This is a genomic window from Geobacillus sp. WSUCF-018B (genome assembly GCF_002809985.1).
GTDB classification, from domain to species: Bacteria; Bacillota; Bacilli; order Bacillales; family Anoxybacillaceae; genus Geobacillus; species Geobacillus thermophilus.
Genome location: NZ_PIJF01000013.1, coordinates 39,510 through 62,180 on the forward strand (window position 1 = coordinate 39,510; position 22,671 = coordinate 62,180).

At 50.8% G+C, this 22,671-nt stretch carries 20 protein-coding genes and 16 tRNA genes; 7 read left to right on the forward strand and 29 right to left on the reverse strand.

From position 1 onward, the window contains the following. Nucleotides 1-28 precede the first annotated feature (28 nt). Entirely contained in the window at nt 29-475 is a 447-nt protein-coding gene (locus CV944_RS05890) for a CBS domain-containing protein (protein ID WP_094239605.1), read from the reverse strand. 182 nt (nt 476-657) lie between these two features. On the opposite strand from CV944_RS05890, the gene CV944_RS05895 reads away from it, so the two are divergent. Together CV944_RS05895 and CV944_RS05900 are read left to right on the forward strand one after the other, a co-directional pair. Further along, nucleotides 658-1,095, forward strand: coding sequence for a disulfide formation protein C (locus CV944_RS05895; protein WP_013523012.1), 438 nt, complete (start codon nt 658-660; stop codon nt 1,093-1,095). Continuing rightward, entirely contained in the window at nt 1,092-1,568 is a 477-nt protein-coding gene (locus CV944_RS05900) for a thioredoxin family protein (protein ID WP_100659409.1), read from the forward strand. The genes CV944_RS05895 and CV944_RS05900 overlap by 4 nt, the downstream gene beginning before the upstream one ends. Nucleotides 1,569-1,603: 35 nt before the next feature. On the opposite strand, the gene CV944_RS05905 is transcribed toward CV944_RS05900, so the two are convergent. Then, the gene (locus CV944_RS05905; RefSeq protein ID WP_100659408.1) at nt 1,604-2,002 is read right to left on the reverse strand and encodes a YhcU family protein; all 399 of its coding nucleotides are present in this window, start codon (nt 2,000-2,002) and stop codon (nt 1,604-1,606) included. Nucleotides 2,003-2,139: 137 nt separating this feature from the next. Between CV944_RS05905 and CV944_RS05910 the strand changes: the two genes are divergently transcribed. Further along, a complete protein-coding gene (locus tag CV944_RS05910) occupies nt 2,140-3,051 on the forward strand; it encodes an RluA family pseudouridine synthase (RefSeq protein WP_100659407.1) in 912 nt (303 codons plus the stop codon). A gap of 70 nt (nt 3,052-3,121) precedes the next feature. On the opposite strand, the gene CV944_RS05915 is transcribed toward CV944_RS05910, so the two are convergent. The 5 genes from CV944_RS05915 to CV944_RS05935 form a co-directional block, all read right to left on the reverse strand. Then, a complete protein-coding gene (locus CV944_RS05915) occupies nt 3,122-4,468 on the reverse strand; it encodes a hemolysin family protein (RefSeq protein ID WP_100659432.1) in 1,347 nt (448 codons plus the stop codon). Nucleotides 4,469-4,566: 98 nt separating this feature from the next. Further along, entirely contained in the window at nt 4,567-5,259 is a 693-nt protein-coding gene (locus tag CV944_RS05920; protein WP_100659406.1) for a zinc metallopeptidase, read from the reverse strand. Nucleotides 5,260-5,406: 147 nt separating this feature from the next. Further along, nucleotides 5,407-6,234, reverse strand: coding sequence for an aldo/keto reductase (locus CV944_RS05925; protein WP_100659405.1), 828 nt, complete (start codon nt 6,232-6,234; stop codon nt 5,407-5,409). A 238-nt stretch (nt 6,235-6,472) separates the two neighbouring features. Continuing rightward, nucleotides 6,473-7,738, reverse strand: coding sequence for a dicarboxylate/amino acid:cation symporter (locus tag CV944_RS05930; RefSeq protein ID WP_100659404.1), 1,266 nt, complete (start codon nt 7,736-7,738; stop codon nt 6,473-6,475). Nucleotides 7,739-7,904: 166 nt separating this feature from the next. Beyond that, entirely contained in the window at nt 7,905-8,951 is a 1,047-nt protein-coding gene (locus CV944_RS05935; RefSeq protein ID WP_100659403.1) for a TRAP transporter substrate-binding protein, read from the reverse strand. A gap of 106 nt (nt 8,952-9,057) precedes the next feature. Between CV944_RS05935 and CV944_RS05940 the strand changes: the two genes are divergently transcribed. Together CV944_RS05940 and CV944_RS05945 are read left to right on the forward strand one after the other, a co-directional pair. Next, a complete protein-coding gene (locus CV944_RS05940) occupies nt 9,058-10,635 on the forward strand; it encodes an ATP-binding protein (RefSeq protein WP_100659402.1) in 1,578 nt (525 codons plus the stop codon). A gap of 83 nt (nt 10,636-10,718) precedes the next feature. Continuing rightward, nucleotides 10,719-11,399 carry a response regulator gene (locus CV944_RS05945; RefSeq protein WP_100659401.1) on the forward strand — a complete coding sequence of 227 codons (681 nt, stop codon included), beginning with the start codon at nt 10,719-10,721 and terminating at the stop codon, nt 11,397-11,399. 58 nt (nt 11,400-11,457) lie between these two features. On the opposite strand, the gene CV944_RS05950 is transcribed toward CV944_RS05945, so the two are convergent. Continuing rightward, nucleotides 11,458-12,435, reverse strand: coding sequence for a LacI family DNA-binding transcriptional regulator (locus tag CV944_RS05950; RefSeq protein ID WP_100659400.1), 978 nt, complete (start codon nt 12,433-12,435; stop codon nt 11,458-11,460). A gap of 280 nt (nt 12,436-12,715) precedes the next feature. Here CV944_RS05950 and CV944_RS05955 point away from each other — a divergent pair, with 280 nt between their 5' ends. Continuing rightward, nucleotides 12,716-13,405: a hypothetical protein gene (locus CV944_RS05955; protein WP_100663955.1), complete on the forward strand. Its 690-nt coding sequence runs from the start codon at nt 12,716-12,718 to the stop codon at nt 13,403-13,405. Between the two features lie 70 nt (nt 13,406-13,475). Here the strand turns inward: CV944_RS05955 and yhbH are convergent, their stop codons facing one another. From yhbH to queG, 5 genes are all read right to left on the reverse strand, one after another. Continuing rightward, the gene (gene yhbH / locus CV944_RS05960; RefSeq protein WP_050368243.1) at nt 13,476-14,633 is read right to left on the reverse strand and encodes a sporulation protein YhbH; all 1,158 of its coding nucleotides are present in this window, start codon (nt 14,631-14,633) and stop codon (nt 13,476-13,478) included. Nucleotides 14,634-14,857: 224 nt separating this feature from the next. Further along, nucleotides 14,858-16,753 (reverse strand): PrkA family serine protein kinase, encoded by a 1,896-nt coding sequence (locus CV944_RS05965; RefSeq protein ID WP_044742561.1) that lies wholly within the window; start codon nt 16,751-16,753, stop codon nt 14,858-14,860. Nucleotides 16,754-17,076: 323 nt separating this feature from the next. Beyond that, entirely contained in the window at nt 17,077-17,550 is a 474-nt protein-coding gene (gene trmL / locus CV944_RS05970; RefSeq protein ID WP_100663956.1) for a tRNA (uridine(34)/cytosine(34)/5-carboxymethylaminomethyluridine(34)-2'-O)-methyltransferase TrmL, read from the reverse strand. A 23-nt stretch (nt 17,551-17,573) separates the two neighbouring features. Continuing rightward, nucleotides 17,574-18,437, reverse strand: a complete 864-nt coding sequence (locus CV944_RS05975) for an amidase domain-containing protein (RefSeq protein ID WP_100660130.1) — start codon at nt 18,435-18,437, stop codon at nt 17,574-17,576. Between the two features lie 57 nt (nt 18,438-18,494). Next, nucleotides 18,495-19,637, reverse strand: coding sequence for a tRNA epoxyqueuosine(34) reductase QueG (gene queG / locus CV944_RS05980; RefSeq protein ID WP_100660129.1), 1,143 nt, complete (start codon nt 19,635-19,637; stop codon nt 18,495-18,497). Between the two features lie 52 nt (nt 19,638-19,689). Here queG and CV944_RS05985 point away from each other — a divergent pair, with 52 nt between their 5' ends. Then, nucleotides 19,690-20,355 (forward strand): B3/B4 domain-containing protein, encoded by a 666-nt coding sequence (locus tag CV944_RS05985; protein ID WP_100660128.1) that lies wholly within the window; start codon nt 19,690-19,692, stop codon nt 20,353-20,355. A 265-nt stretch (nt 20,356-20,620) separates the two neighbouring features. On the opposite strand, the gene CV944_RS05990 is transcribed toward CV944_RS05985, so the two are convergent. From CV944_RS05990 to CV944_RS06070, 16 genes are all read right to left on the reverse strand, one after another. Then, a tRNA-Glu gene (locus tag CV944_RS05990) sits at nt 20,621-20,692 on the reverse strand. A gap of 5 nt (nt 20,693-20,697) precedes the next feature. Beyond that, nucleotides 20,698-20,790, reverse strand: a tRNA-Ser gene (locus tag CV944_RS05995). A gap of 6 nt (nt 20,791-20,796) precedes the next feature. After that, a tRNA-Asn gene (locus CV944_RS06000) sits at nt 20,797-20,871 on the reverse strand. A gap of 288 nt (nt 20,872-21,159) precedes the next feature. Continuing rightward, nucleotides 21,160-21,236: transfer RNA gene (locus CV944_RS06005), tRNA-Ile, on the reverse strand. A 6-nt stretch (nt 21,237-21,242) separates the two neighbouring features. Continuing rightward, nucleotides 21,243-21,313, reverse strand: a tRNA-Gly gene (locus CV944_RS06010). 174 nt (nt 21,314-21,487) lie between these two features. Then, nucleotides 21,488-21,560 (reverse strand) — tRNA-His (locus CV944_RS06015). 8 nt (nt 21,561-21,568) lie between these two features. Beyond that, nucleotides 21,569-21,644 (reverse strand) — tRNA-Thr (locus tag CV944_RS06020). 231 nt (nt 21,645-21,875) lie between these two features. After that, a tRNA-Ser gene (locus CV944_RS06030) sits at nt 21,876-21,966 on the reverse strand. A 17-nt stretch (nt 21,967-21,983) separates the two neighbouring features. After that, nucleotides 21,984-22,060, reverse strand: a tRNA-Ile gene (locus tag CV944_RS06035). 5 nt (nt 22,061-22,065) lie between these two features. Continuing rightward, nucleotides 22,066-22,142: transfer RNA gene (locus CV944_RS06040), tRNA-Met, on the reverse strand. Between the two features lie 15 nt (nt 22,143-22,157). After that, nucleotides 22,158-22,233: transfer RNA gene (locus CV944_RS06045), tRNA-Ala, on the reverse strand. 8 nt (nt 22,234-22,241) lie between these two features. Then, nucleotides 22,242-22,315, reverse strand: a tRNA-Pro gene (locus CV944_RS06050). A 5-nt stretch (nt 22,316-22,320) separates the two neighbouring features. Further along, nucleotides 22,321-22,394 (reverse strand) — tRNA-Arg (locus tag CV944_RS06055). A 3-nt stretch (nt 22,395-22,397) separates the two neighbouring features. Beyond that, a tRNA-Leu gene (locus CV944_RS06060) sits at nt 22,398-22,483 on the reverse strand. Between the two features lie 7 nt (nt 22,484-22,490). After that, nucleotides 22,491-22,565, reverse strand: a tRNA-Gly gene (locus CV944_RS06065). 7 nt (nt 22,566-22,572) lie between these two features. Continuing rightward, nucleotides 22,573-22,645: transfer RNA gene (locus CV944_RS06070), tRNA-Lys, on the reverse strand. Nucleotides 22,646-22,671: the final 26 nt, after the last annotated feature.

The following is a 22,671-nucleotide window of genomic DNA, read 5'->3' on the forward strand; positions in this document are numbered from 1 at the left end:
TGTTTTCCGGGACATCCTTTTTCTTCCATTACCCTTGCGGCTGCGAAGGTTCGGAAATGTTCGTCAGCGCCTGTTCGGCCGCTTCGTTCGATGCGCTGTTCGTCGCAATATCGCCTAAAGCGACAATGCCTTGAAGCTGGTTGTTTTCGACGATCGGCAAGCGGCGGACTTGGTGCTGCGCCATCACATTGGCGGCATCTTGAACGCTCATGTTTGGCGTACCGGTGACGACTTGGTTTGTCATCACATCCGCTACTTTGACCGTCGACGGGTCTTTCCCTTGGGACGAGACACGCAATGTAATGTCGCGGTCTGTGATCATTCCTTTCACTTGCCCGTTTTCCACAACCGGCAGCGCGCCAATATTTTTTTGACTCATAATTTGCGCGGCTTCTTGCACTGTTTGGTTCGGCGAAATGGTCGCCACGTTTTTCGTCATAATGTCTTGCACTTTCGTTCCGCTGTTGTTCGTCAATGTGATCCTCCCCTTTCACCGATTAGTATGGCTCGTTTGTCGAGCGATATAGATAGAAAATGTTGTTTTCTTTCCTGCCCTTTGCCGGTTATGAATGGACGTTCCGTTTTCCATCCCTATATAATGGAGCTGAACAGTGTAAGATCGGGCAACGGTGTCTGCAACGGAAGAAGGGGAGAAGGATGGAACAAGAAAAACGCGCAGAACACTTGCTTTTGGCCGCATGGGCGACCGCGCTCATCGCCACCCTCGGAAGCCTTTATTTTTCGGAGGTGCTTGGGTACATTCCGTGCGACCTGTGCTGGTTTCAACGCATTTTTATGTATCCGCAAGTCATCATTTTAGGAATCGCCATCGTGCGCAAAGACGCTGCGGCGGCTCGCTATAGCTTCACACTGTCATTGATTGGCGGGGGTATTTCTCTGTATCATTATGGATTGCAAAAAATTCCGCTGCTTCAAGAATACGCCATCAGTTGCGGCCGCATTCCGTGCACAGGGCAATATATAAACTGGCTTGGATTTATCACCATTCCATTTTTGGCGTTCACTGCCTTTATGATCATTATTTTGTTAAGTTGGACCGTCATGCGCCAGCAAAGAAAGGAGAGCGAACGTTGAAAAAACTGCTCGCATTTGGCGGCATCATTGTCGTCCTGTTCGCTGCGATCGCGTTTATTACGATGTACGAACAAAAAGAAGCCGCAAGCAACAACCCTTACCATAAAAGCGAGCTGAACCCAGCCACTGTCGCCCAACTTGACGACCCGAACTACCGCAACATTATTTTGCCCGCGGAGTTGAAACAGCAACTGGCTGACGGCAAGACGCTGACCGTTTACTTTTACAGCCCGACATGCCCGCACTGCCAGCGGACAACGCCGATCGTCGTTCCTTTGGCGAAACAGCTGGGCATCGACTTAAAACTGTTCAACTTGCTCGAATTTGAAGACGGTTGGGACAGATACCATATTGAAGCAACCCCGACCATTGTCCATTATGAAAACGGCAAAGAGGCAAAACGCATCGAAGGATACCATGATGAAAAAACGTTTCGCCGATGGTTTGCCTCACTGCCAATGCCAAAAAAATAAGGAGCTGCGCCTTTTACAAGACGCAGCCCCTTGCCCTACATCACCCACTGGTTCACAGCGGGAACATACATGCTGCACGGCATCGCCCGCTTATGGAGAAACTGCTTGGCCCGAAATGGAAAGGTGATGCCATGACGAGCCAAAATGTTTTGATTGCGGACAAACAACCACTCGTATTGATCGCACTCTCCATGTTCCCCGATATATTCAATGACGGTGATCAGCGACTGCAGCGCAGAAATAATTTGGAATGCCTCTTTCATCGTCCCATTATATGCAACATGGCCATCGTTCAGCGAAAGAATGCCCCATTCCTCAAACTGGCGAATTTGTTCATCATCGAAGTAATAAGGGAAAACATCGGTGTAAAAATAATTGAGCAAATAGTGAATATAGTTTTCTTGCTCCGGGGTTGCCGCATACATTATCTTCAATGTTCATACCACCTTTTCTCGCCGCAATGCTTGCGTTTTCCATCGCTAAGACGATACTATGAGTGTACCATATTTGCCGCCTATGTAGGGGTAGAAAGTGTTTCCACGACTACAGGGAACTGGGAGGGTGACAACATTTGTGGACGAGAAAAGGCGATTGGCTTGAATGTTCGATTCCCGACTTTTGGAGCGGCTTGACCATCGAACAGCTCCTGAAAAATGTATGGGCTGCATCCAAAAAACTGGCCCACCGATGGCGAATGGAACACGGCGTCAAACGAAACGGCGAAGCGGTCTCATGGCAGACAGTGTTGCGCGAGCGGGATCGGCTTCAGCTTCATGCGTATGCGCCGGAGCCTTCCTTGATCGTTCCGGAATACCGGGAGCTTTCGCTTTTATGGGAGGACGACCATTTGCTCGTCGTAAACAAAGAAGCCGGCATCGATGTCCATCCGTCTGAAGCGGGACAAACCGGCACGCTTGCGAATGCCGTTTCCTTTTATTTGCAGTCACAGGCTATTTTGACAAAAGTGCGCCACATTCATCGGCTCGACCGCGACACATCGGGGGCCATTCTATTTGCAAAACATCCGCTCGCCGGCGCAACGCTCGACCGGATGCTCGCCCAGCGCGCCATTAAGCGGACGTATATCGCCCTCGTTCACGGCCGCCTGTCCACCAAATCCGGAACGATTTCTGCGCCGATCGGCCGCGACCGCCATCATCCGACGCGCCGCCGCGTCTCGCGAACCGGGGCGAGAGCAGTGACGCACTATCGCGTGCTCCAAACGTTCCCCGCTGCGTCGCTTGTCGAGCTTACCCTTGACACCGGACGGACGCACCAAATTCGCGTCCATTTGGCCCATCTCGGCCATCCGCTCGTCGGCGACACGCTTTACGGCGGCCAGCCGATATTTCATCGTCATGCGCTGCATGCCGCTAAACTAACGTTCCGCCACCCGTTTACAAATGAGGAAGTCGTCTGCCTCGCACCGACGGACGACTTTCCCGTTCCCCTTCCATCCGTTTACAACCAAGAACACTGCTAACGTTTCGCGGCACGCCAAAGCAGGCGCCCCCAAGGCAGACGCAAAAAAGGCAGACGTTTCCCCGTCTGCCTTACAAACGCAGCTGCTCTTCTTCAACGTCCGCCGTTTCGCTTTCTTCCTCTCGATCCGGTTCTTTTTTCACCACCTCGAGCGTCTTGACGTGATGGCCATCCATCTCTTTGACCGTAAAGAGATAGTTGTCGATTTCCACAGTATCGCCTGTTTTGATGTCATAATGCTTCGTCAACACCCAACCGCCGATTGTATCGACATCGTCATCATCGATTTCAAGCCCTAACAAATCGTTCACTTCGCTAATGAGCACCTTGCCATCCAAAATGAACCGATCGCCAATGTTTTGGATAAGCGGCGTTTCATCGATATCGAACTCATCCTGGATTTCGCCGACAATTTCTTCCAAAATATCCTCAACTGTTACCAATCCGGATGTGCCGCCGTACTCGTCGACTAAAATCGCCATATGGATGCGTTCTTTTTGCATTTTGACCAACAAATCGTGAATGGCGATCGATTCAATCACTTGAATAATCGGGCGGATATAGTCTTTGATCTGTTTATCATGGGACGGGTTGGCGATGAAATCCGTAAACACTTCCTTCACGTTAATGAGCCCGAGCACATGGTCCTTATCGCCATCAATGACCGGATAGCGCGTATACTTTTCTTCGCGAATGATGTCCAAGTTTTCCTTGAAGCTTTTGTTAATATCGAGCGCGACAATTTCTTTGCGCGGCACCATAATTTCCTTCGCTATGCGATCGTCAAAGCGGAAAATGTTGTTGACATAGCGATACTCGGATTGATTGATCTCCCCGCTTTTGTAGCTTTCTGATAAAATGAGGCGCAACTCCTCCTCAGAGTGGGCGATTTCATGCTCCGCCACTGGCCTGAGGCCAAACAGGCGCGTCACGAGCCGCGCAGAGTTGTTGAGCGTCCAAATGAACGGATACATGATTTTGTAAAACCAAATGAGCGGCTTGGCTGTCCACAGCGTAATCGCTTCTGCTTTATGAATAGCAAATGTTTTCGGCGCCAATTCGCCGACAACAACATGCAAAAACGTGATCAATGAAAACGAAATAATAAAGGCTAAAAAGTGGGAAACGGATTCCGATAAATGGAGGCGTTCAAACAGCGGCAGCAACATCCGCGCCACCGTCGGCTCCCCAAGCCAGCCAAGCCCAAGCGAGGTGAGCGTAATGCCGAGCTGGTTCGCCGATAAATAGCCATCCAAGTTCGAAATCACTTTTTTCGCCGCGATCGCCCGTTTATTGCCTTCATTGATAAGTTGGTCGATGCGCGTGCTGCGCACCTTGACGATCGCAAATTCCGAAGCGACAAAAAAGGCGGTGCAGGCAATAAGTAACGCCACTAACAGCAAACTGGCTATGTCCAATTCATCTCCGAGCGCGGATGAAGCGCCCAGGTACACCTCCTGCGTGCAAAAGTTTCGCCATGCCGCCAACGGCGGACAGCCTAAGGCGGCACAACGCATTACGACTCTTCGTTATTGTTCCCTTGGGTAAAGATGAGCACATACTTCAACAGCTCAAATACGGCGATCAATGTCGCGGCCACATACGTCAACGCCGCTGCGCCGAGCACTTTGTTCACGCCGCGAACTTCATCCGGAGCGATAATTCCTTCCGCCAAGATAAACCGTTTCGCCCGGGCGCTCGCATTAAACTCGACCGGCAGCGTGATGACTTGAAACGCCACCGCCAGTGAGAAGAACAAAATGCCGAGACCGATCAATGAAAATTGATGGAGCAAAAACCCAACCAGCAGTAAAAACGGAGCCACGCCGGAAGCCAAATTCACAACAGGGAACATCCGGTGGCGAAGAACGAGCGCCGCATACCCTTGCTGATGCTGAACCGCATGACCGACCTCATGGGCGGCAACGGAAATGGAAGCGATCGAACGCCCGTAAAAGACAGGTTCCGACAAACGAACAGTGCGGGAAATTGGATCGTAATGGTCGGACAATCGTCCCGGAACGACCTCAACCGGCACGTGATGCAAGCCGTGGCGGTCTAAAATCATGCGCGCCACTTCCGCCCCCGTCAACCCCGATGAGGCTGGAACTTCAGACCAGGCATTGAAATTGCTTGATACCTTCCATTGCGCCCAAAGCGATATCAGGAAGGCGATAAAAATGAAAATATCCATCGGATGGAATAGCATCTCAGCACCCTCCGTTTTTCCAATTGTGTATACTATTATTTATTGTACTTGTTCATCATTTCATACGTCAAATATGCCACCTTGGTTTCATTTCTCTTATAGAAAAAACAGCGCCGACGACGGGCGCTGTTTGGCCGATCCTGTTTATCAAAAGTTGAAGTTGTCTGGATCGGCGCCAATCCGTTTATTCAAGTTTAACGCATCAATTTGCTTCATTTCCTCGGCTGTCAACGAAAAATCGAAAAGGTTGGCATTTTCTTTAATACGCGCCGGCGTCACCGATTTCGGGATCGTCACGACGCCGTGCTGCAAATCCCAACGCAACACGACTTGCGCTGGCGTTTTCCCGTATTTTTTGCCAATTTCAACGATTGTCGGTTCGGTTAAAATTTCCCCGCGCATAAGCGGCGACCATGCCTCAAGCTGGATGCCGTTTTCCCGGCAAAACGCCTGCAGCTCTTTTTGCGTTAAGCGCGGATGGTACTCGACTTGGTTGACCATCGGCTTAATTTCGCAGTCAGCCAGCACATCTTGCAAATGGTGAATTTGGAAGTTGCTGACGCCAATCGCGCGCACATAGCCGTCTTTATACAGCTTTTCCAGCGCTTTGTACGTCTCTTTATACTTCCCTTTCACCGGCCAGTGGACTAAGTACAGGTCAACATAATCAAACCCAAGCTTTTTCAAGCTTGCATCAAACGCCTTCAGCGTCGTCTCATACCCTTGGTCGGTGTTCCATACTTTCGTCGTCACAAATACTTGCTCGCGCGGAATGCCGGATTCACGGATCGCTTGCCCGACCCCTTCTTCGTTTTCGTAAAAAGCGGCCGTGTCAATATGGCGATAGCCAATTTCCAACGCGGTGCGCACCGCGCTTTTTACTTCCTCGCCCTCCTTTACTTTGTAGACGCCAAGGCCAACCCACGGCATTTGCACACCGTTATGTAATACAGCGCAGTCTTGCAAACTGTTCAATCTGCTTCCTCCTCCAACATCGGTATAGCTTTATTATGGAAAAACGTCCAGGAAAAAGCAAAATATATGCACAAAAAACGAGGAAAATATCCCCTCTCCGTCTCGCTCCATCCTTTTTTCATCCGCCGATTTGCAATGTGCAGTGCGTTTCGGGGCTCGTTTTTCTATATTTTTTGCCAAAATAAAAAACCGCCCCCAAAGGCTGTTCATACAGCCCTTAGGGGCAGATTCCCGTTCCTCACTTCGCGATTGTCATCTTCCCTTCCGCTAGATTTTGTCCAGCAGAAGGATGAAACTCATTTTCCATTTTTGAAACGACAACCGTCGCCACAGCGTTGCCGATGATGTTCGTAATCGCCCGCGCTTCCGACATGAAGCGGTCAACCCCAAGCAACAAGGCGATGCCTTCGACCGGAATCATCGGAAATGCTGCCAACGTTGCAGCCAGTGTAATAAAGCCGGAACCGGTAACCCCTGCTGCCCCTTTCGAGGTGAGCATTAATACGCCAAGCAACGTCAGCTCTTGCCAAATGGTTAAATCAATGCCGTACGCTTGAGCGATAAAAATCGCCGCCATCGACAAGTAAATCGATGTGCCGTCTAGGTTAAACGAATACCCTGTCGGAACGACAAGACCAACAACCGATTTCGAGCACCCGTATTTTTCCAAACGTTCCATCAGCCGCGGCAGCGCTGATTCAGACGAAGATGTGCCCAAAACAAGCAACAGTTCCTCTTTGATATAAGCGAGAAACTTAAAGATGTTAAACCCATAAAACTTGGCAATCCCGCCAAGCACGACGAAAATGAAAAGCGCCATCGTAATGTAAACAGAACCCATCAGTTTACCGAGCGACACGAGCGAACCAAGGCCGAACGTGCCGATCGTATACGCCATCGCGCCAAATGCAGCAATCGGCGAAACTTTCATGACCATATTGACGACGCCAAAGAAAATTTCAGCGATTCGCTCAAACAACGAAAGCACCGGTTTGGCTTTCTCCCCTAACCCTGCTGCCGCCAAGCCAAACAGGACGGCGAAGAAGAGTACCGGAAGCAATTCTCCGCTGGCCATCGCTGCGACGACGTTATCCGGGATAATACTGAGCACGAAATCGACAAACCCGTGGCTCGTCTCTTCCGCCTGCTTCGTATATTGCGAAATGTCGCCGCCTTTTACGGCATCGGTGTTAAACCCGACCCCTGGTTTGACTAGGTTGACGACGACAATCCCGATAGCCAACGCAAACGTGGTGACAATTTCAAAATAAATGAGCGCCTTGCCGCCGATGCGGCCGACTTTTTTCAAGTCGCCCATATTGCCGATCCCGATGACGACCGTGAAGAAAATGATCGGCGCAATCACCATTTTAATCAGCTTAATAAACCCATCGGCCAATACTTTCAGCTTCGTGCCGAATTCCGGGAATAAAAATCCGACGATAATCCCTAAAATAATACCGATAATGACTTGCACAGTTAAATTTTTAAATTTGCTCCGCATTTCTCCCACTCCTTTCTTTGTCTTGACAACGCTTTCAACATCATCATAAAGGAAAAAGCATAAAATCAAAATATTATGGTGATAATGGTCGTTTTGGTCTTTTTGGTCTCAAACGTTTACAAAAACTGCATCTATCGCCATAAAAGAAGCTTCCGTCACCGGAAGCTTATTCATCGGATTTCTTGATTTCATTCAAAAGTCTAGAACCGAACTGCCTCGTAAATTCCTGATACAGCGGGGCCAATTTCCGTTCCCATCTCCGTTTTTCTGTTTCCGACAGCAAATAAAGATGGACGTCCTCGCGCTGGCGCAATTCGTTCAATTCCCGTTCGTTTTGCGCCTTTGACTCCTGCAAATTCCATTGTGTTGCTTCAGCCATCGCTTCAGTGATTTTTTGCTGGATGTCTTTTGGCAAATGGTCCCAAAATGCTTGGTTCATCATCACGGCATAACCAAGGTACCCGTGGTTGCTGATGGTGATGTAAGGCTGAAACTTGTAGAAACTTTTTGAGTAAATGTTGGAAATCGTATTTTCCTGGCCGTCAAACTCATGCTGCTCAAGCGCCCGATACACATGGTCAAATGAGACAGCAACCGGTTCTCCGCCAAGCAGGCGAAACTGTTTTTCGATCACTTCGCTCGGCATAATGCGAAAGCGCAAGCCGCGGAAGTCATCAGGTGCGATAAGCGGGCGGGTGGTGCTCATCATTTGCTTAAATCCGTTGCTCCAAAGCGCCAACCCTTTGATTTTCTTCGCCTCAAGCATTCCGAGTAGCTCAGCCCCGATTTCTCCAGTAAAGACGCGGCGCACATCGTCATCGTTGCGGAACAAAAACGGCAAATCGAGCACTTGCCATTCGGGGACAAGCTCTGTCACCTTTGAAAATGATGGCGCGATCATTTGCACATCGCCGCGCAACAGCGCATCAAGCTCCTCGCCGTCCGAATAGAGCGAACCGTTCGGAAACACCTCAACTTTGACGCGGCCATCGGTCTTTTGTTCGACAAGCTCGGCAAACTTTTGCGCCGCCAACCCTTTTGGCGTGTTTTCCGCAACAACATGGCTAAAGTAAATAATAATTTGGTTTTGCAGCCCCTTTTGTTCATCATCATAAACAAGCGGCTCCCGGCCGACTTGCTGGCTCACCGCCCATCCAGCCAACCCGATGCCGGCGAACAGAAGGAGCAGCCACCATTTCCAACTGTTTCTCATCATCCACACCATTTTCGTCCTTGATTTTTTCATCTCTTTTATCATATCAGAGGAATCATGCTAAAATAAATGATAATGACTGTTTCGAAAAAAGAGGAGTCTCGCCATGAATCGGCTGCCGATCCGTTGGAAAATCACGATTTTAATTTTTGTCATCGTCAGTTTTTCGATGCTGCTGAGCGGCTTGTTTATCATCAGCGATTTTTTTCATACAAAAGAAGAAGAACTGAGCCAGCGCGCCTTGTTGACAGCGCGCACAGTGTCTGAACTGCCGGAAGTCAAACACCACATTGTCGGCGACAAGCAAAGCCGGGCGCTCGTCAACATGATCGTCGAACGGGTGCGCGTCATCCACAGCGCTGACTATATTGTCGTACTCGATATGAACAAAGTTCGCCTCTCCCACCCGCTCCCAGCAATGATCGGCACCATTTCCCACGGCGCCGATGAAGGGCCGGCATTTGCCGAGCATACGTACACCTCGAAAGCGCGTGGGGAAATCGGAACCGTGATCCGCGCCTTCGTCCCCATTATGAACAGCGATCACGAACAAATCGGCGTCGTCATCGCCGCCTACCGGCTGCCGACATTTTGGGAAGCGATGAGCACAGTAAAAGAGGAAATTGCGATAGCGATCGTTTTGTCGCTGCTCGCCGGCGGAAGCGGAGCTTGGCTGCTTGCCTCCCACATTAAGCGGCAAATGTTCCAACTCGAGCCGCATGAAATCGCCAAACTGCTTGTGGAGCGGACAGAGGCGTTTAACGCCATGCACGAAGGCGTCATCGCCATTGACAGCGATGAACGCATCACGATTTTCAACGATCGGGCGAAACAAATGCTTGGCGTCGAAGGGGATGTCATCGGGCAGCCGATCCGCTCTGTCATCCCGGATACACATCTTCCGGAAATTCTTGAGGTAAACAAACCGATTTATAATCGTGAGCTGCAAATTGGCAACTTGACGATCTGGAGCAACCGCATCCCGATCAAGGTCAACGGGAAAACAGTCGGCGCCATTGCCATTTTCCAAGACCGCACGGAAGTCAAGCGGCTGGCCGAAGAACTGACAGGAGTGAAAGCGTTTGTCCATGCCCTGCGCGTGCAAAACCATGAATACATGAACAAGCTCCACACGATCGCCGGCCTCATCCAGCTCGGCCATATCGAAAAAGCGCTCGAGTACGTCTTCCAAGTTACAGAGGAACAGGCAGAACTGACGCAGTTTTTAAGCCGCAACATCAAAGACGAAAGCATCTCCGGGCTATTGTTAAGCAAAATCCGCCGCGGCAAAGAGCTCGGCATTCGCGTGACGATCGACCGGCACAGCCGGCTGCACCGGTTTCCACCGCGCCTTGATCACCATGATTTCGTCGTGATCCTCGGCAATTTAATCGAAAATGCATTTGATTCGTTCCGCAACGTCGCCGGCCGCGAGAAGGAAGTATACGTCAGCATCGAACAAAATGAGGATGTCTGCTCCCTCTCTGTCGAAGACAACGGCCAAGGCATCGCCCGCGAACATCTCGGCCGCATCTTTGAAGAAGGCTTCTCCACAAAAGGGAGCGATGGCCGCGGCATCGGCTTATATTTAGTCAAACAAATCGTGGACAAAGGAAACGGACAAATCGAGGTTCAATCGGAAGAAGGAAAAGGCACCATCTTTACGATCACATTTGACATGTAACATAGCAAGGAAGCCTAGCGAAACAGCGCTGGTGTCTTTCTCCATCATGTAAACAGGCTCCATCCGTGCAAAGGAGGAAAAGCATGTACCGTGTACTGCTCATTGAAGACGATCCGATGGTCCAGGAAGTGAACCGGCAAATGATCGAACAAGTGGACGGCTTCACCGTCGTCGGCCTTGCCGGAAACGGTGAAGAAGGACTCCGCCTCATCGACGAGCTGCGTCCCGATTTAGCGATGATTGATATTTACATGCCGCAGCTAGACGGCCTTGAAACAGTAAAGCAAATCCGCGCCCGCGGCCATGAAGTTGACATCATCGCCATCACAGCAGCAAGCGACATTGAAACAGTGCGCCGCGTCCTGCAAAACGGCGCCTTCGATTACATTGTGAAACCGTTTAAATTTGAACGGCTCAAACAGGCGCTGGGAAATTATCGGGCGTTCCGCCAGTCGCTTGCAGAAAAGGAATCGCTCACCCAGGCAGAACTCGATGCACTGCGGCAAACGGCTGAACAACCTGCCGCCCCGCTCCCTGAACTTCCGAAAGGATTAAACGAAGTGACGTTGGAAAAAGTCGTCGCCTACTTGCGCCAGCACCGCTTCCCTGTTTCCGCCGAGGAAGTGGCCGAGGGCGTCGGCATCGCCCGTGTGACGGCCCGCCGCTACTTGGAATACCTTGAGAAAACGGGAAAAGTCGTGCTCGATGTTCAATACGGCGGCGTCGGACGCCCCGTGAACCGATACCATCTGAAAACTATATAACACGATGGTGTTTCAAGCGGCTTCAAACGAATTGTCAAAAATGGAAAGCCAGGCCCTATTATGCCGTATCCCGCACCAACAACCGAGCAGGCAGCTCTTCCTGTTTTCGCGTCACACGGCCTGTCTCCAGCCAATGGTGAAGAAGGCGGAACGCTCTTTCCCCGAGCGTAAAATGGGGGAGCGCCACGGTTGTAATGCCCATCATTTCGGCCAGCGGATCATTATCAAACCCAATGATGGCAAGCTCCTCTGGAATGCGCACTCCGATGCGTCGCGCCTCGAGCACGATTCCGGCCGCCACTTGGTCACTCGTCACAAGCAACGCGCTCGGACGCTCCTCCATCGCGATCCATTGCTCCATGACCCGCTTTCCATCCTCAAGAAATAGACACCCATCAAAAACCCAATGCCGTCGAGGAATGACGCCGACTTCACGCAACACATCCTGGTACGCCGCCGCCCTCGCTTGGCTGTTCGGCCCCGTCATTCTTCCGATGCAATAGCCGATGTGTCGGTGCCCTTTTTTGATCAAGTAGCGCAGCGCTTGGACAAACGTCTGGTAGTGATCGATATAGACGGTGAAAAAATCATACCCTTCCACCTGCTCGCATAAAACGATGGGACCGTCTTCCTGATAAGCGGCAAACGCTTCCCAGTCCACTTCATGGGAACATACGATCATCCCATCCATTTGCTTCATCCGCAGCCGTTCCAATGCCTCGAGCTCCCTCTCCACATCATAATTCGTCTGAAACAAAAGCAGTTGGTAACCATAACGAAGCGCCTCCTTGGAAATCCCTTCGATTACAGCCGAAAAATAAGGGTGGTGAATGTACGGAAGCATGACCCCGACAATCGTTGTCCTTCCTTTCGCCAAGTGAACGGCTTGAATATTTTTCGAGTAATTTAACTTCTCCACCGCTTCCCAAACCGCTTTTCGTTTTTCCTCGCTCACATATGGATATCCGTTCAACACCCTCGATACAGTGGCCACCGACACTCCCGCCTCTTTCGCCAAATCGCGGATATTCGCCATGTTCCCCACTCCCCTAAAAAAGACTTGCTTTGAAACGCGTTTCATACATTATGTTGATTCTGCCATCTAGTATACATGAGGAGGGAACCACATGCTTTACGGATTTGCTTTACTCGCTCTTCTAGCCGCCGCCGTGTGGGGCGGTGCGCATATCGCCCTTCATCATGCCAAAGAACAGACAAAAACAAACAAGCCGAAAAAATAGGGAACGCAGTCTGTTTGTTTCCACCGTTTCAATTGGTATAATGAGCGGTAATATGAAACGTAAGGAGGGATGAACATGAATCGATACGGGAAGCTGTTATTTTCCCTCGCTGTCACCGCCGCCTTGCTTGCCGGTTGCGGCACAGAGGCGCCCGCATCAGAAGGGACGGCTGCGAAAGAAAAACAATCCGCAAGTTCGGACGAGAACTCCGCCAACACGCAAACAGCCGAGCCAAAGAACCAAGAAGCTCCCCCGGTTGATGAACAACATCAAGCAGGAGGTGGACAAAGCGGGGCGACAGGGGATGAAGCTGCTTCTTCCCGTCCAACAACTTCTTTGTCTTACCAAGTCGGAAATCAAACAGTCACAGGGACAGCAACGTTGACCACAAGCGACAACCAGCATTTCTCCCTCTACGTGCTGGACGGTTGGACGCTGGATGCCGAAGAGCCGCATGCTGATGTATTGCTCCACGGTAAGTCGTTCGCCCGCATTCGCTTGCTTTCAGAGGGGGAAACAAACTACGAGCAGCTGGCGAAAGAACATGCCCAAGCGATCGACGCCAACGCCGCCCGCCAACAAACGAACGGATTGCCTAAGCCGTTCGCTGATGCGGTTTGGTACACTGCACAAGCGGACGGCGCCACCGTTCATGTCATCGCCAGCGCCCAACCAGCGCCAATGCTATTGACCGTGCACGCTCCACGCAACGAAGACGTGCTTGGCGCCGTGCTCGCCATGGCGGCGACGCTGCAAAAGCAATAACTTATTTTAGGGAGGGCGATTGCCCTCCCTTTCCAAAAAGAAAAACCCCCTTTTTTCAGCTGCCAGAGGGTCAAACGAGCTGCTTGCTCTCTTCTTTGCGGAAAAATGTTTTCATCGCGTGGAACACATCTGATTTTTGCTTCAAAATATAATAGCGGAACTTTTCATCCTTAATATTGCGATACGCCGACATGAGCGTGGAATGGCGGTTGTACTGGTTGACTTCCCCATACCCAAACATGTTCGACACTTTCATCAGCTCTTGAACAAGCTTCACACAGCGGGCATTGTCCGATGTCAAGTTGTCGCCGTCGGAGAAGTGGAACGGATAAATGTTGTAGCGCGACGGAGAATACTTCGTTTCGATCAGTTCCAGCGCCTTGCGGTAGGCGGATGAGCAAATCGTCCCGCCGCTTTCCCCTTTCGTGAAAAATTCATCCTCGCTGACAACTTTCGCTTCCGTATGATGGGCGATAAAGGCGATGTCGACTGTTTCGTACTTCGTGCGCAAAAAACGCGTCATCCAAAAGAAGAAACTGCGCGCCATGTATTTTTCCCACATGCCCATCGAGCCGCTTGTGTCCATCATGGCCAAGACAACGGCCTTCGATTCCGGCTTGACGACTTCATTCCACGTTTTAAACTTTAAATCTTCGCGGTAAATCGGGTAAAAGCCTGGTTTGCCGCTCATGGCGTTGCGCTTGAAAGCGGCGAGCATCGTCCGCTTTTTATCGATGTTCCCCATCAACCCGGTGCGGCGAATGTCGTTAAATTCGATATGTTGAACGACATTTTGATCCAGTTCTTTCCGCTGCAAGTTCGGCAGCTCCAGTTGGCTGAAGAGCGCTTCTTCGATTTCCATCAACGACACTTCAGCTTCGTAATAATCTTGGCCCGGCAAGTCGCCGGCTCCTTGGCCTTTCCCTGGCCCTTGCCCCTCCCCGCTTCCGTCTCTGGCCACGACATCGCCGACTTGGCTGTCTCCGTTTCCTTGGCCGACATGTTTGTTTTTCTCATAGTTGTAGCGAATTTTATATTCATCCAGCGAGCGGATCGGAATCTTAATTACATCGCGTCCGTTGGACATAATGATGCTTTCTTCCGTAATCAAATCCGGCAAATTGTTTTTGATCGCTTCCTTTACCTTTTCTTGATGCCGCTTTTGATCGTCATATCCTTTGCGGTGGAGGGACCAGTCTTCTTTCGATACAACGAAATTCCCTTTCATATTTTCCCCTCCTTTGTTAAAATGGTTCTCACACTTTTCACTTTCCCGCATATACTTATGTTGGCGTCATCAAAACGGACCATCACTATGCCAAGTTGTTTATTTTATCCTATGCAAAAATTCAAAATAATTGACAGATGAATGCCGAAAATAGAAAAGCGAACAACGGACGGACAAGCCCGATTATCGATGCAAAAAAGCATGCCCCGGCGCTCGAGGCATGCCTAGCGGTTCAACAAGCTGCCGACATAGCGTAGCAATTCATTGGCCGACGTGGAGTTGTACCCGTATTCATCAATGAGACGCGCGACGACTTCATTGATTTTTTTCAACTGCTGCTCATCCGGTGTTTTCGTCGACGTTGTAATTTTCACAATATCTTTAAGATCGGCGAACAGTTTTTTCTGAATCGCTTCGCGCAGCCGTTCATGCGAGTTGTAATCAAATCGCTGCCCTTTGCGTGCGTAGGCGGAAATGCGGATTAAAATTTCTTCCCGGAACGCCTTTTTCGCATTTTCCGAAATGCCGATCTGTTCCTCAATCGAGCGCATCAGCTTCTCATCCGGATTCATTTCCTCTCCGGTAAGCGGGTCGCGCAGTTTCGTTTTGTTGCAATACGCCTCGACGTTGTCCAAATAGTTATCCATCAATGTTTTCGCCGACTCTTCATATGAGTACACGAACGCCTTTTGCACTTCTTGCTTGGCGATTTCGTCATACTCTTTGCGCACAAGCGAAATGAAGTTCAAGTACCGCTCGCGGTCTTCCTTCGTGATCGACGGATGCTGATCCAACCCTTCTTTCAACGAACGAAGCACATCAAGCGCGTTGATCGACGGCACTTCTTTCCGAATGATGCAAGCCGAAATGCGGTTGATGACATAGCGAGGGTCAATGCCGCTCATTCCTTCGTCGGGATGTTCTTTTTTCAACTCTTCAACGTCCACTTCGTTGAACCCTTCGATCATTTCCCCATCGTATAGACGCATTTTTTTCAATAAATCCACATCCGGCCGCTTTGACTCTTTCAGCCGAGTCAAAATCGTGAACATAGCGGCGATCCGCAATGTATGCGGGGCGATATGCACATCGGCAACATCGCTTTCACGAATCATTTTTTCGTAAATGCGTTCTTCTTCGGAGACGCGCAAGTTGTACGGAATCGGCATCACGATAATGCGCGAGTGAAGCGCCTCATTCTTTTTGTTCGCAATGAACGACCGGTATTCCGTTTCATTTGTATGGGCGACGATCAGTTCATCCGCACTGATTAACGCAAATCGTCCCGCTTTGAAATTGCCTTCCTGCGTCAGCGACAGCAAATGCCAGAGAAACTTTTCATCGCATTTCAACATCTCTTGAAACTCCATAATGCCGCGGTTCGCCTTGTTCAGTTCGCCGTCAAACCGATAGGCGCGTGGGTCAGACTCAGAACCGTATTCGGCAATCGTCGAGAAATCGATGCTTCCGGTTAAATCGGCAATATCCTGCGATTTCGGATCAGATGGGCTGAACGTCCCAATGCCGACGCGACGGTTTTCCGAGAAGAAAATGCGTTCCACCAGCACATCTTCAATGCGGCCGCCGTATTCTTTCTCGAGCCGCATCATATTGAGCGGTGACAACTCTCCTTCGATGCGAATGCCGTATTCACGGTAAAAATCATCGCGCAAATGGTGAGGAATGAGGTGAAGCGGATCCTCGTGCATCGGGCAGCCTTTAATGGCGTACACCGCGCCGCGGTCCGTTTTGGAATACTCTTCAAGGCCACGCTTTAGAAGCGTCACGAGCGTCGATTTCCCACCGCCGACCGGACCCATCAGCAGCAAAATTCGTTTCCGCACATCCAACCGTTTCGCCGCTGGGTGGAAGTATTCTTCAACAAGCCGTTCGAGTGCTTCTTCGAGTCCGAACAAGTGCTGGCTAAAAAACTTATATCGTTTCCTTCCGTTCACCTCTTCGACCCCGGCATCTTTAATCATATTATAAACGCGCGAATGGGCCGATTGGGCCACCCACGGCTTTTCTTTTAAAATCTTTAAATACTCCGCGAACGTCCCTTCCCATTTCAGCTTTTCTTCTTCTTCCCGGTACCGTGCGATCTTTTGTAAAATATCCATAAAGGACCTCCTCACCCTTGGATGTCTAACAGCAAGATTATTACAATTTATGCGAGGATGTCCCGTATCATTCGCCGCAAAAAAAATTTTGTCTCTCCGTCCTAACTTGTTCTCATTCACATGCTTGGCCATATTCGCTATAATAAAGGGGAAACGCATACCACTTTCATTGCAAGGGAGGAAAAGCGATGCGCACATTGCTTATGTTAGGGGTTATCATTGCGTTTTTGACGGCCATTTTCACCGCCGGCTACGAGGACAAACCGGGCGTTAAACAATAAGGCACAAAAAAACGACCTCCGCAACGAAGGTCGTTTTTTTGTTTACGAAAGCCCATGAAACCGTTGCTGGCGCAGCGCCTCGTACACTAAAATCGCCGCCGTATTGGATAAGTTCAGCGAACGGACTTTGTCGTTCATCGGAATGCGCAGGCAACGGTCCATATTGGCTTCAAGCAGTTCTTTCGGCAGCCCGGTCGTTTCACGGCCGAACACAAAGAAAATATGTTTTTCCGTATCGCTGAAATCAAACGAATCGTAGTATTGGCGGCCGAATTTCGTAATAAAGTAAAATTCGCCATGCGGAAACCGGGCAAACAGTTCATCGAGCGAATCGTAATACGAAATGTTGACGTACGGCCAATAGTCAAGGCCGGCGCGCTTTAACATTTTATCATCCGTTGAAAACCCAAGCGGACGAATCAAGTGAAGCGCCGTATCCGTAGCCGCGCATGTGCGGGCGATATTCCCGGTATTAGCCGGAATTTCTGGTTGGTACAGTACTACATGAAGCGGCATTCCGTTCACCTCAGCAACATCGTTTATTTACGGTCAATGATGTGAAAAAATTTATACCGAATGTTTGGCGTATAGGCGCTTGAATCTTCATACGACCAGTAACGCATGCGGCTGTTTGTCGTATGGGCGTTTACAAGCGGCATGCCGTCTTTGTCTTTCGCCACCACGATCGTCGTATGGTCGAAGCGGCCGTCTCCTTGAAAATCATAACAAATGACATCCCCTGCCATCAATTGTTCCGGCTCGGCTACTTCGACCGCCTGCAGGCCGATGCGCGCTCCGCTTAAATACCAGCGCAGCGAATGGGCGACCGCCCAGCTGTAACTCCAACTGTTGTTTTGACACCACCATCCCCGCGCCCGGTTCGGATAGCCGGTCATCGGCGCTCCGCCCGCATACAAACATTGGGAAACAAAATTCGTGCAATCAACGGCAAAGGAAGGAAACGCCGGGTTATGGCGGTTCCACCACATTTCTGCATACCGCACCGCCTGTGCACGATCATATTGGTAAAACAACCGCTCGCCCGTCCACCGTTCACGCTCAACGCGCGGTGCTTCAACGCGATCCCCCATCCGGCTGATCTGCTGGTCATCAACCAACTCACCACCCAAAAAGCGGGCGCGACGTTCCTCAACCTGCTCCTCTATATACAGATCAACCCCATGCTTAATGAGAAATTGATAGTGGGCCATATAAGCAATCGTTGTCTCCCGCTCGACGGCCTGCCTGCCGACAATTCGTCCGCGGATCGTGCACCGGACGATTTCCGCTCCTCGTTTGTCGCACAGTTGCTTCTTGCGTATGATTTCTTCATCTTGTACGCGTGGTTCTGATACAAACGAACGGGCCCGCTCATCGAGCCACTGTTGCAACTGCTTTTTCATGCCGCTCCCCACTTTCTTTTTGTTACTACCTTATGTAGGGAGGCGGAGGTTCTTTCCCTATTCCTTTGTCTCAGACAACAGTTTCAGCCCTTTGTCAATCTCGGCGATTACATCCATGTCCGTCTCGGTTTGTCGTGCCTCTTCCAAATGAGGCTTGGCGGTTGCATCCCCGATTTTCCCAAGCGCCCATGCCGCTGTCCCGCGGATGACCGGGCGGCTATCTTCTTTTAACAACCGGAGTAAACGCGGCACTGCCGTCCGGTCTTTGTAGTGAGCGAGGGCAATAATCGCATTGCGCTGAATCGGTTTTTTCCCGCGCCATGAACCGGCCATCGCACCAAACTTCTCTTGAAACTCACGGTTCGTCATGTCAAGAAGCGGAACCAGCTTCGGTTTGGCCGTCTCCGGATCCGGCTCAAATTCCGGATGCAAATGGAAATCTTTCCCCTTATTTTCTGGACAGACTAATTGGCATGTGTCGCAACCATACAATCGGTTGCCAATTTTCTCGCGGAATTCATCAGCCAAAAACCCTTTCGTTTGCGTTAAGAATGAAATGCATCGTTGTGCATTCAGCTGTCCCCCTTGCACAAGCGCCCCCGTCGGACAGGCGTCAATGCATTTCGTGCACGTCCCGCACCGGTTTTCAACTGGCTCATCTGGAGGAAACGGAATGTTGGTGATCATTTCCCCAAGATACACGTAGGAGCCAAACTCTGGGGTAATGATCGAACAATTTTTCCCGCTCCAGCCGATCCCAGCCCGTTCTGCCACCGCGCGGTCAGCAAGTTCTCCCGTATCCACCATCGATCGCACGCGGGCGGATGGCACCTTTGCCAGCAAAAATTCCTCCAGCTTCTGCAAACGTTCCCGCAGCACAACATGGTAATCCTTTCCCCACGATGCACGGCAAAACAGGCCGCGCCGCTCCGTTTTCGTCCCGCGCGGTGCATCCTTCATTTTCGACGGATAAGCGAGGGCAATGGCAATGATCGATTTTGCTTCTGGAAGAAGCAATGAAGGATTCGTCCGCTTCTCAATATCCGGCTCTTCAAATCCCGACTGATACCCGAGCTCCTGTTGGCGGCGCAGCCGCTCTTTCAACTCGACAAACGGGTCGGCGCTCGCAAACCCGATTTTATCGATGCCAATCGATCGGCTGTACGCAATCACTTCCTCTTTCAACGCCATCATATCCATCGTTTTCCCTCCTTTCAACACATATGGTAAAATAAAACGCGAGGTGATGAACATGCCATATATCGTATCCGAACAATTAAAACAACGCCTTCCTTCAGCCAAATTCGGCATCATCCGCTACCGCCATATCGACATCGGCGACTCGCCGCAAATGCTAAAAGGGCGGCTTGAGCTGTTTCAAGAGTCCATTTACATAGAGCTGCAGGAAAAACCGATTGCCGACATTCCCGAGCTCGCCGAATGGCGCCGGACCTTCAAACAAATCGGCACCGATCCAAGCCGCTACCGTCCGTCCAGCGAGAGCTTATACCGGCGCATCCAGAAAAAAAACTTTCTCCCTTCGATCCACTCCGCGGTCGACGTGAACAATTTCTTTTCTCTTTATTACAAAATTCCGCTCGGCATCTATGATCTTGACCGCATCGAAGGGACAGTGACCATCACAATAGGCACAGAGCAAGACGAATACATCGCCTTAAACGGCCGTTCCGTCAACTTCGCTGACAAACTTGTCAGCAAAGACGAACGCGGCCCGTTTGGCAGCCCGATCGTCGACTCTGAGCGCACGGCGGTAACGAGAGAGACAAAAAACGCCCTGCAAATCGTTTATTTCCTTCCGTCGATGAGCGAAGACGCCGCCCGCCGCCAACTTCAAGCCATTCAAACAATGTTTGTTCAAATTCATGGCGGCGAGGCCGACGCGCAATTGCTGTCATAAACTACGGAAATGCTGTCTGCCATCAGCTTCCCGCCGGGAAGCTTCCTTTATCCAAGCGGTGCGGTCGATGGCTGGCAGCTTGAAAAACAAAACAAAAAACGCAATGCCCCGTTCGCTGACGAAACGAAACACTGCGTTGTCCCCAACCCTTAATATACATTGGCTATTATAACAAAAAAGAGCCTAGACAGCAAGAAAAAAACGCAAAAATCGACAAAAAAAGATTGCAGAAAAAGGCACCAGGTTGTCTGGTGCCACTAACCAGTGACCCGTACGGGATTCGAACCCGTGTTACCGCCGTGAAAGGGCGGTGTCTTAACCACTTGACCAACGGGCCGCTTATGGCGGAGAAGGCGGGATTTGAACCCGCGCGCCGCAAAACTGCGACCTAACGGTTTAGCAAACCGTCCCCTTCAGCCACTTGGGTACTTCTCCATCCAATGGCTCCGCAAGTAGGATTCGAACCTACGACCTACCGGTTAACAGCCGGTTGCTCTACCACTGAGCTATTGCGGAATGATGAGTAAGAAACCTAGCACAATACTTGCCCTGTCCCTTCCTCTGCCAGCAAATTCAAGGAAGCTAGATGCGTCGGGACAACTCGAAGCATATTCGACGATGCACCTGCTCGTCGCTGAGCTATTGCGGAATGATGAGYAAGAARCCTAGCACAAAACTTGTCCTGTCCCTTCCTCTACTAGCGAATGCAAGGAAGCAAAATGCATCGAGGCAAGCGGAACCATGCACGCACAAGAACGTTCATTAAGTATTATAACGAATCATCTGACAATATGCAATGGAAAATGGTGGGCCTAAGTGGACTTGAACCACCGACCTCACGCTTATCAGGCGTGCGCTCTGACCAGCTGAGCTATAGGCCCATCAAAAGCGGGTGATGGGAATCGAACCCACGACATCAGCTTGGAAGGCTGAGGTTTTACCACTAAACTACACCCGCATAATATTTGGCTTAACATCCGCCACGCTACTTCCATGCCCCTTCCTCTACCAGCTGGTTCACAGAAGCCGGATGCGTCGGGGCAACTCGAAGCCAATTCGATGATGCCGATGCTCGTGGCTGAGGTTTTACCACTAAACTACACCCGCATATAAAATTTTAAAGAAGAAAAAGGGCGACTAGTGGGAATCGAACCCACGCATGCCAGAGCCACAATCTGGTGCGTTAACCACTTCGCCATAGCCGCCATATTTCTGGTGCCGGCTGCAGGACTTGAACCCGCAACCTACTGATTACAAGTCAGTTGCTCTACCAATTGAGCTAAGCCGGCACATTTAACATGAACTTGAATGTGAACTACCCGCCACCTACGCTTCGCTTAGAGGTGGAGGCTTCAAGCGACTTGTGCGTGTTCGCCGAACGGTAAGCCACACACAAGAACCCTTTACGCTTCCCTTCGTTCCGAAGGTGTCCGTTCTAGCCATATTCTTCATCTCCCACTCACCGGGTTACATCCTTCGCGTTCCTTGAGGTGGGAGACTTCTTTCGGAAATCCGTTAAATGGCGGAGGAGGAGGGATTCGAACCCCCGCGCGCCTTGCGGCGCCTCTCGGTTTTCAAGACCGACCCCTTCAACCACTTGGGTACTCCTCCAAAAAGAAACTTAGCAATGGTGGACCTTGTAGGACTCGAACCTACGACCGGACGGTTATGAGCCGTCTGCTCTCACCAGCTGAGCTAAAGGTCCGATAATGGTGGCGGTGGAGGGGATCGAACCCCCGACCTCACGGGTATGAACCGTACGCTCTAGCCAGCTGAGCTACACCGCCAAATCAAAATATTAGTGGTGGAGCCTATCGGGATCGAACCGATGACCTCCTGCTTGCAAAGCAGGCGCTCTCCCAGCTGAGCTAAGGCCCCATGGAAAATCGGGAAGACAGGATTTGAACCTGCGACCTCACGGACCCGAACCGTGTGCTCTACCAAGCTGAGCTACTTCCCGATGAACGCGCTCGAGAGGATTCGAACCCCTAACCTTCTGATCCGTAGTCAGATGCTCTATCCAATTGAGCTACGAGCGCACGTGCCGAGGGCCGGACTCGAACCGGCACGGTAGTTACCTACCCCAGGATTTTAAGTCCTGTGCGTCTGCCAATTCCGCCACCCCGGCGGGCGAGTGGAGCGGAAGACGGGGTTCGAACCCGCGACCCCCACCTTGGCAAGGTGGTGTTCTACCGCTGAACTACTTCCGCAAAACGATGAGCCATGGAGGACTCGAACCTCCGACCCTCTGATTAAAAGTCAGATGCTCTACCTACTGAGCTAATGGCTCATGGGTTCAATAACACTCCGAGACAA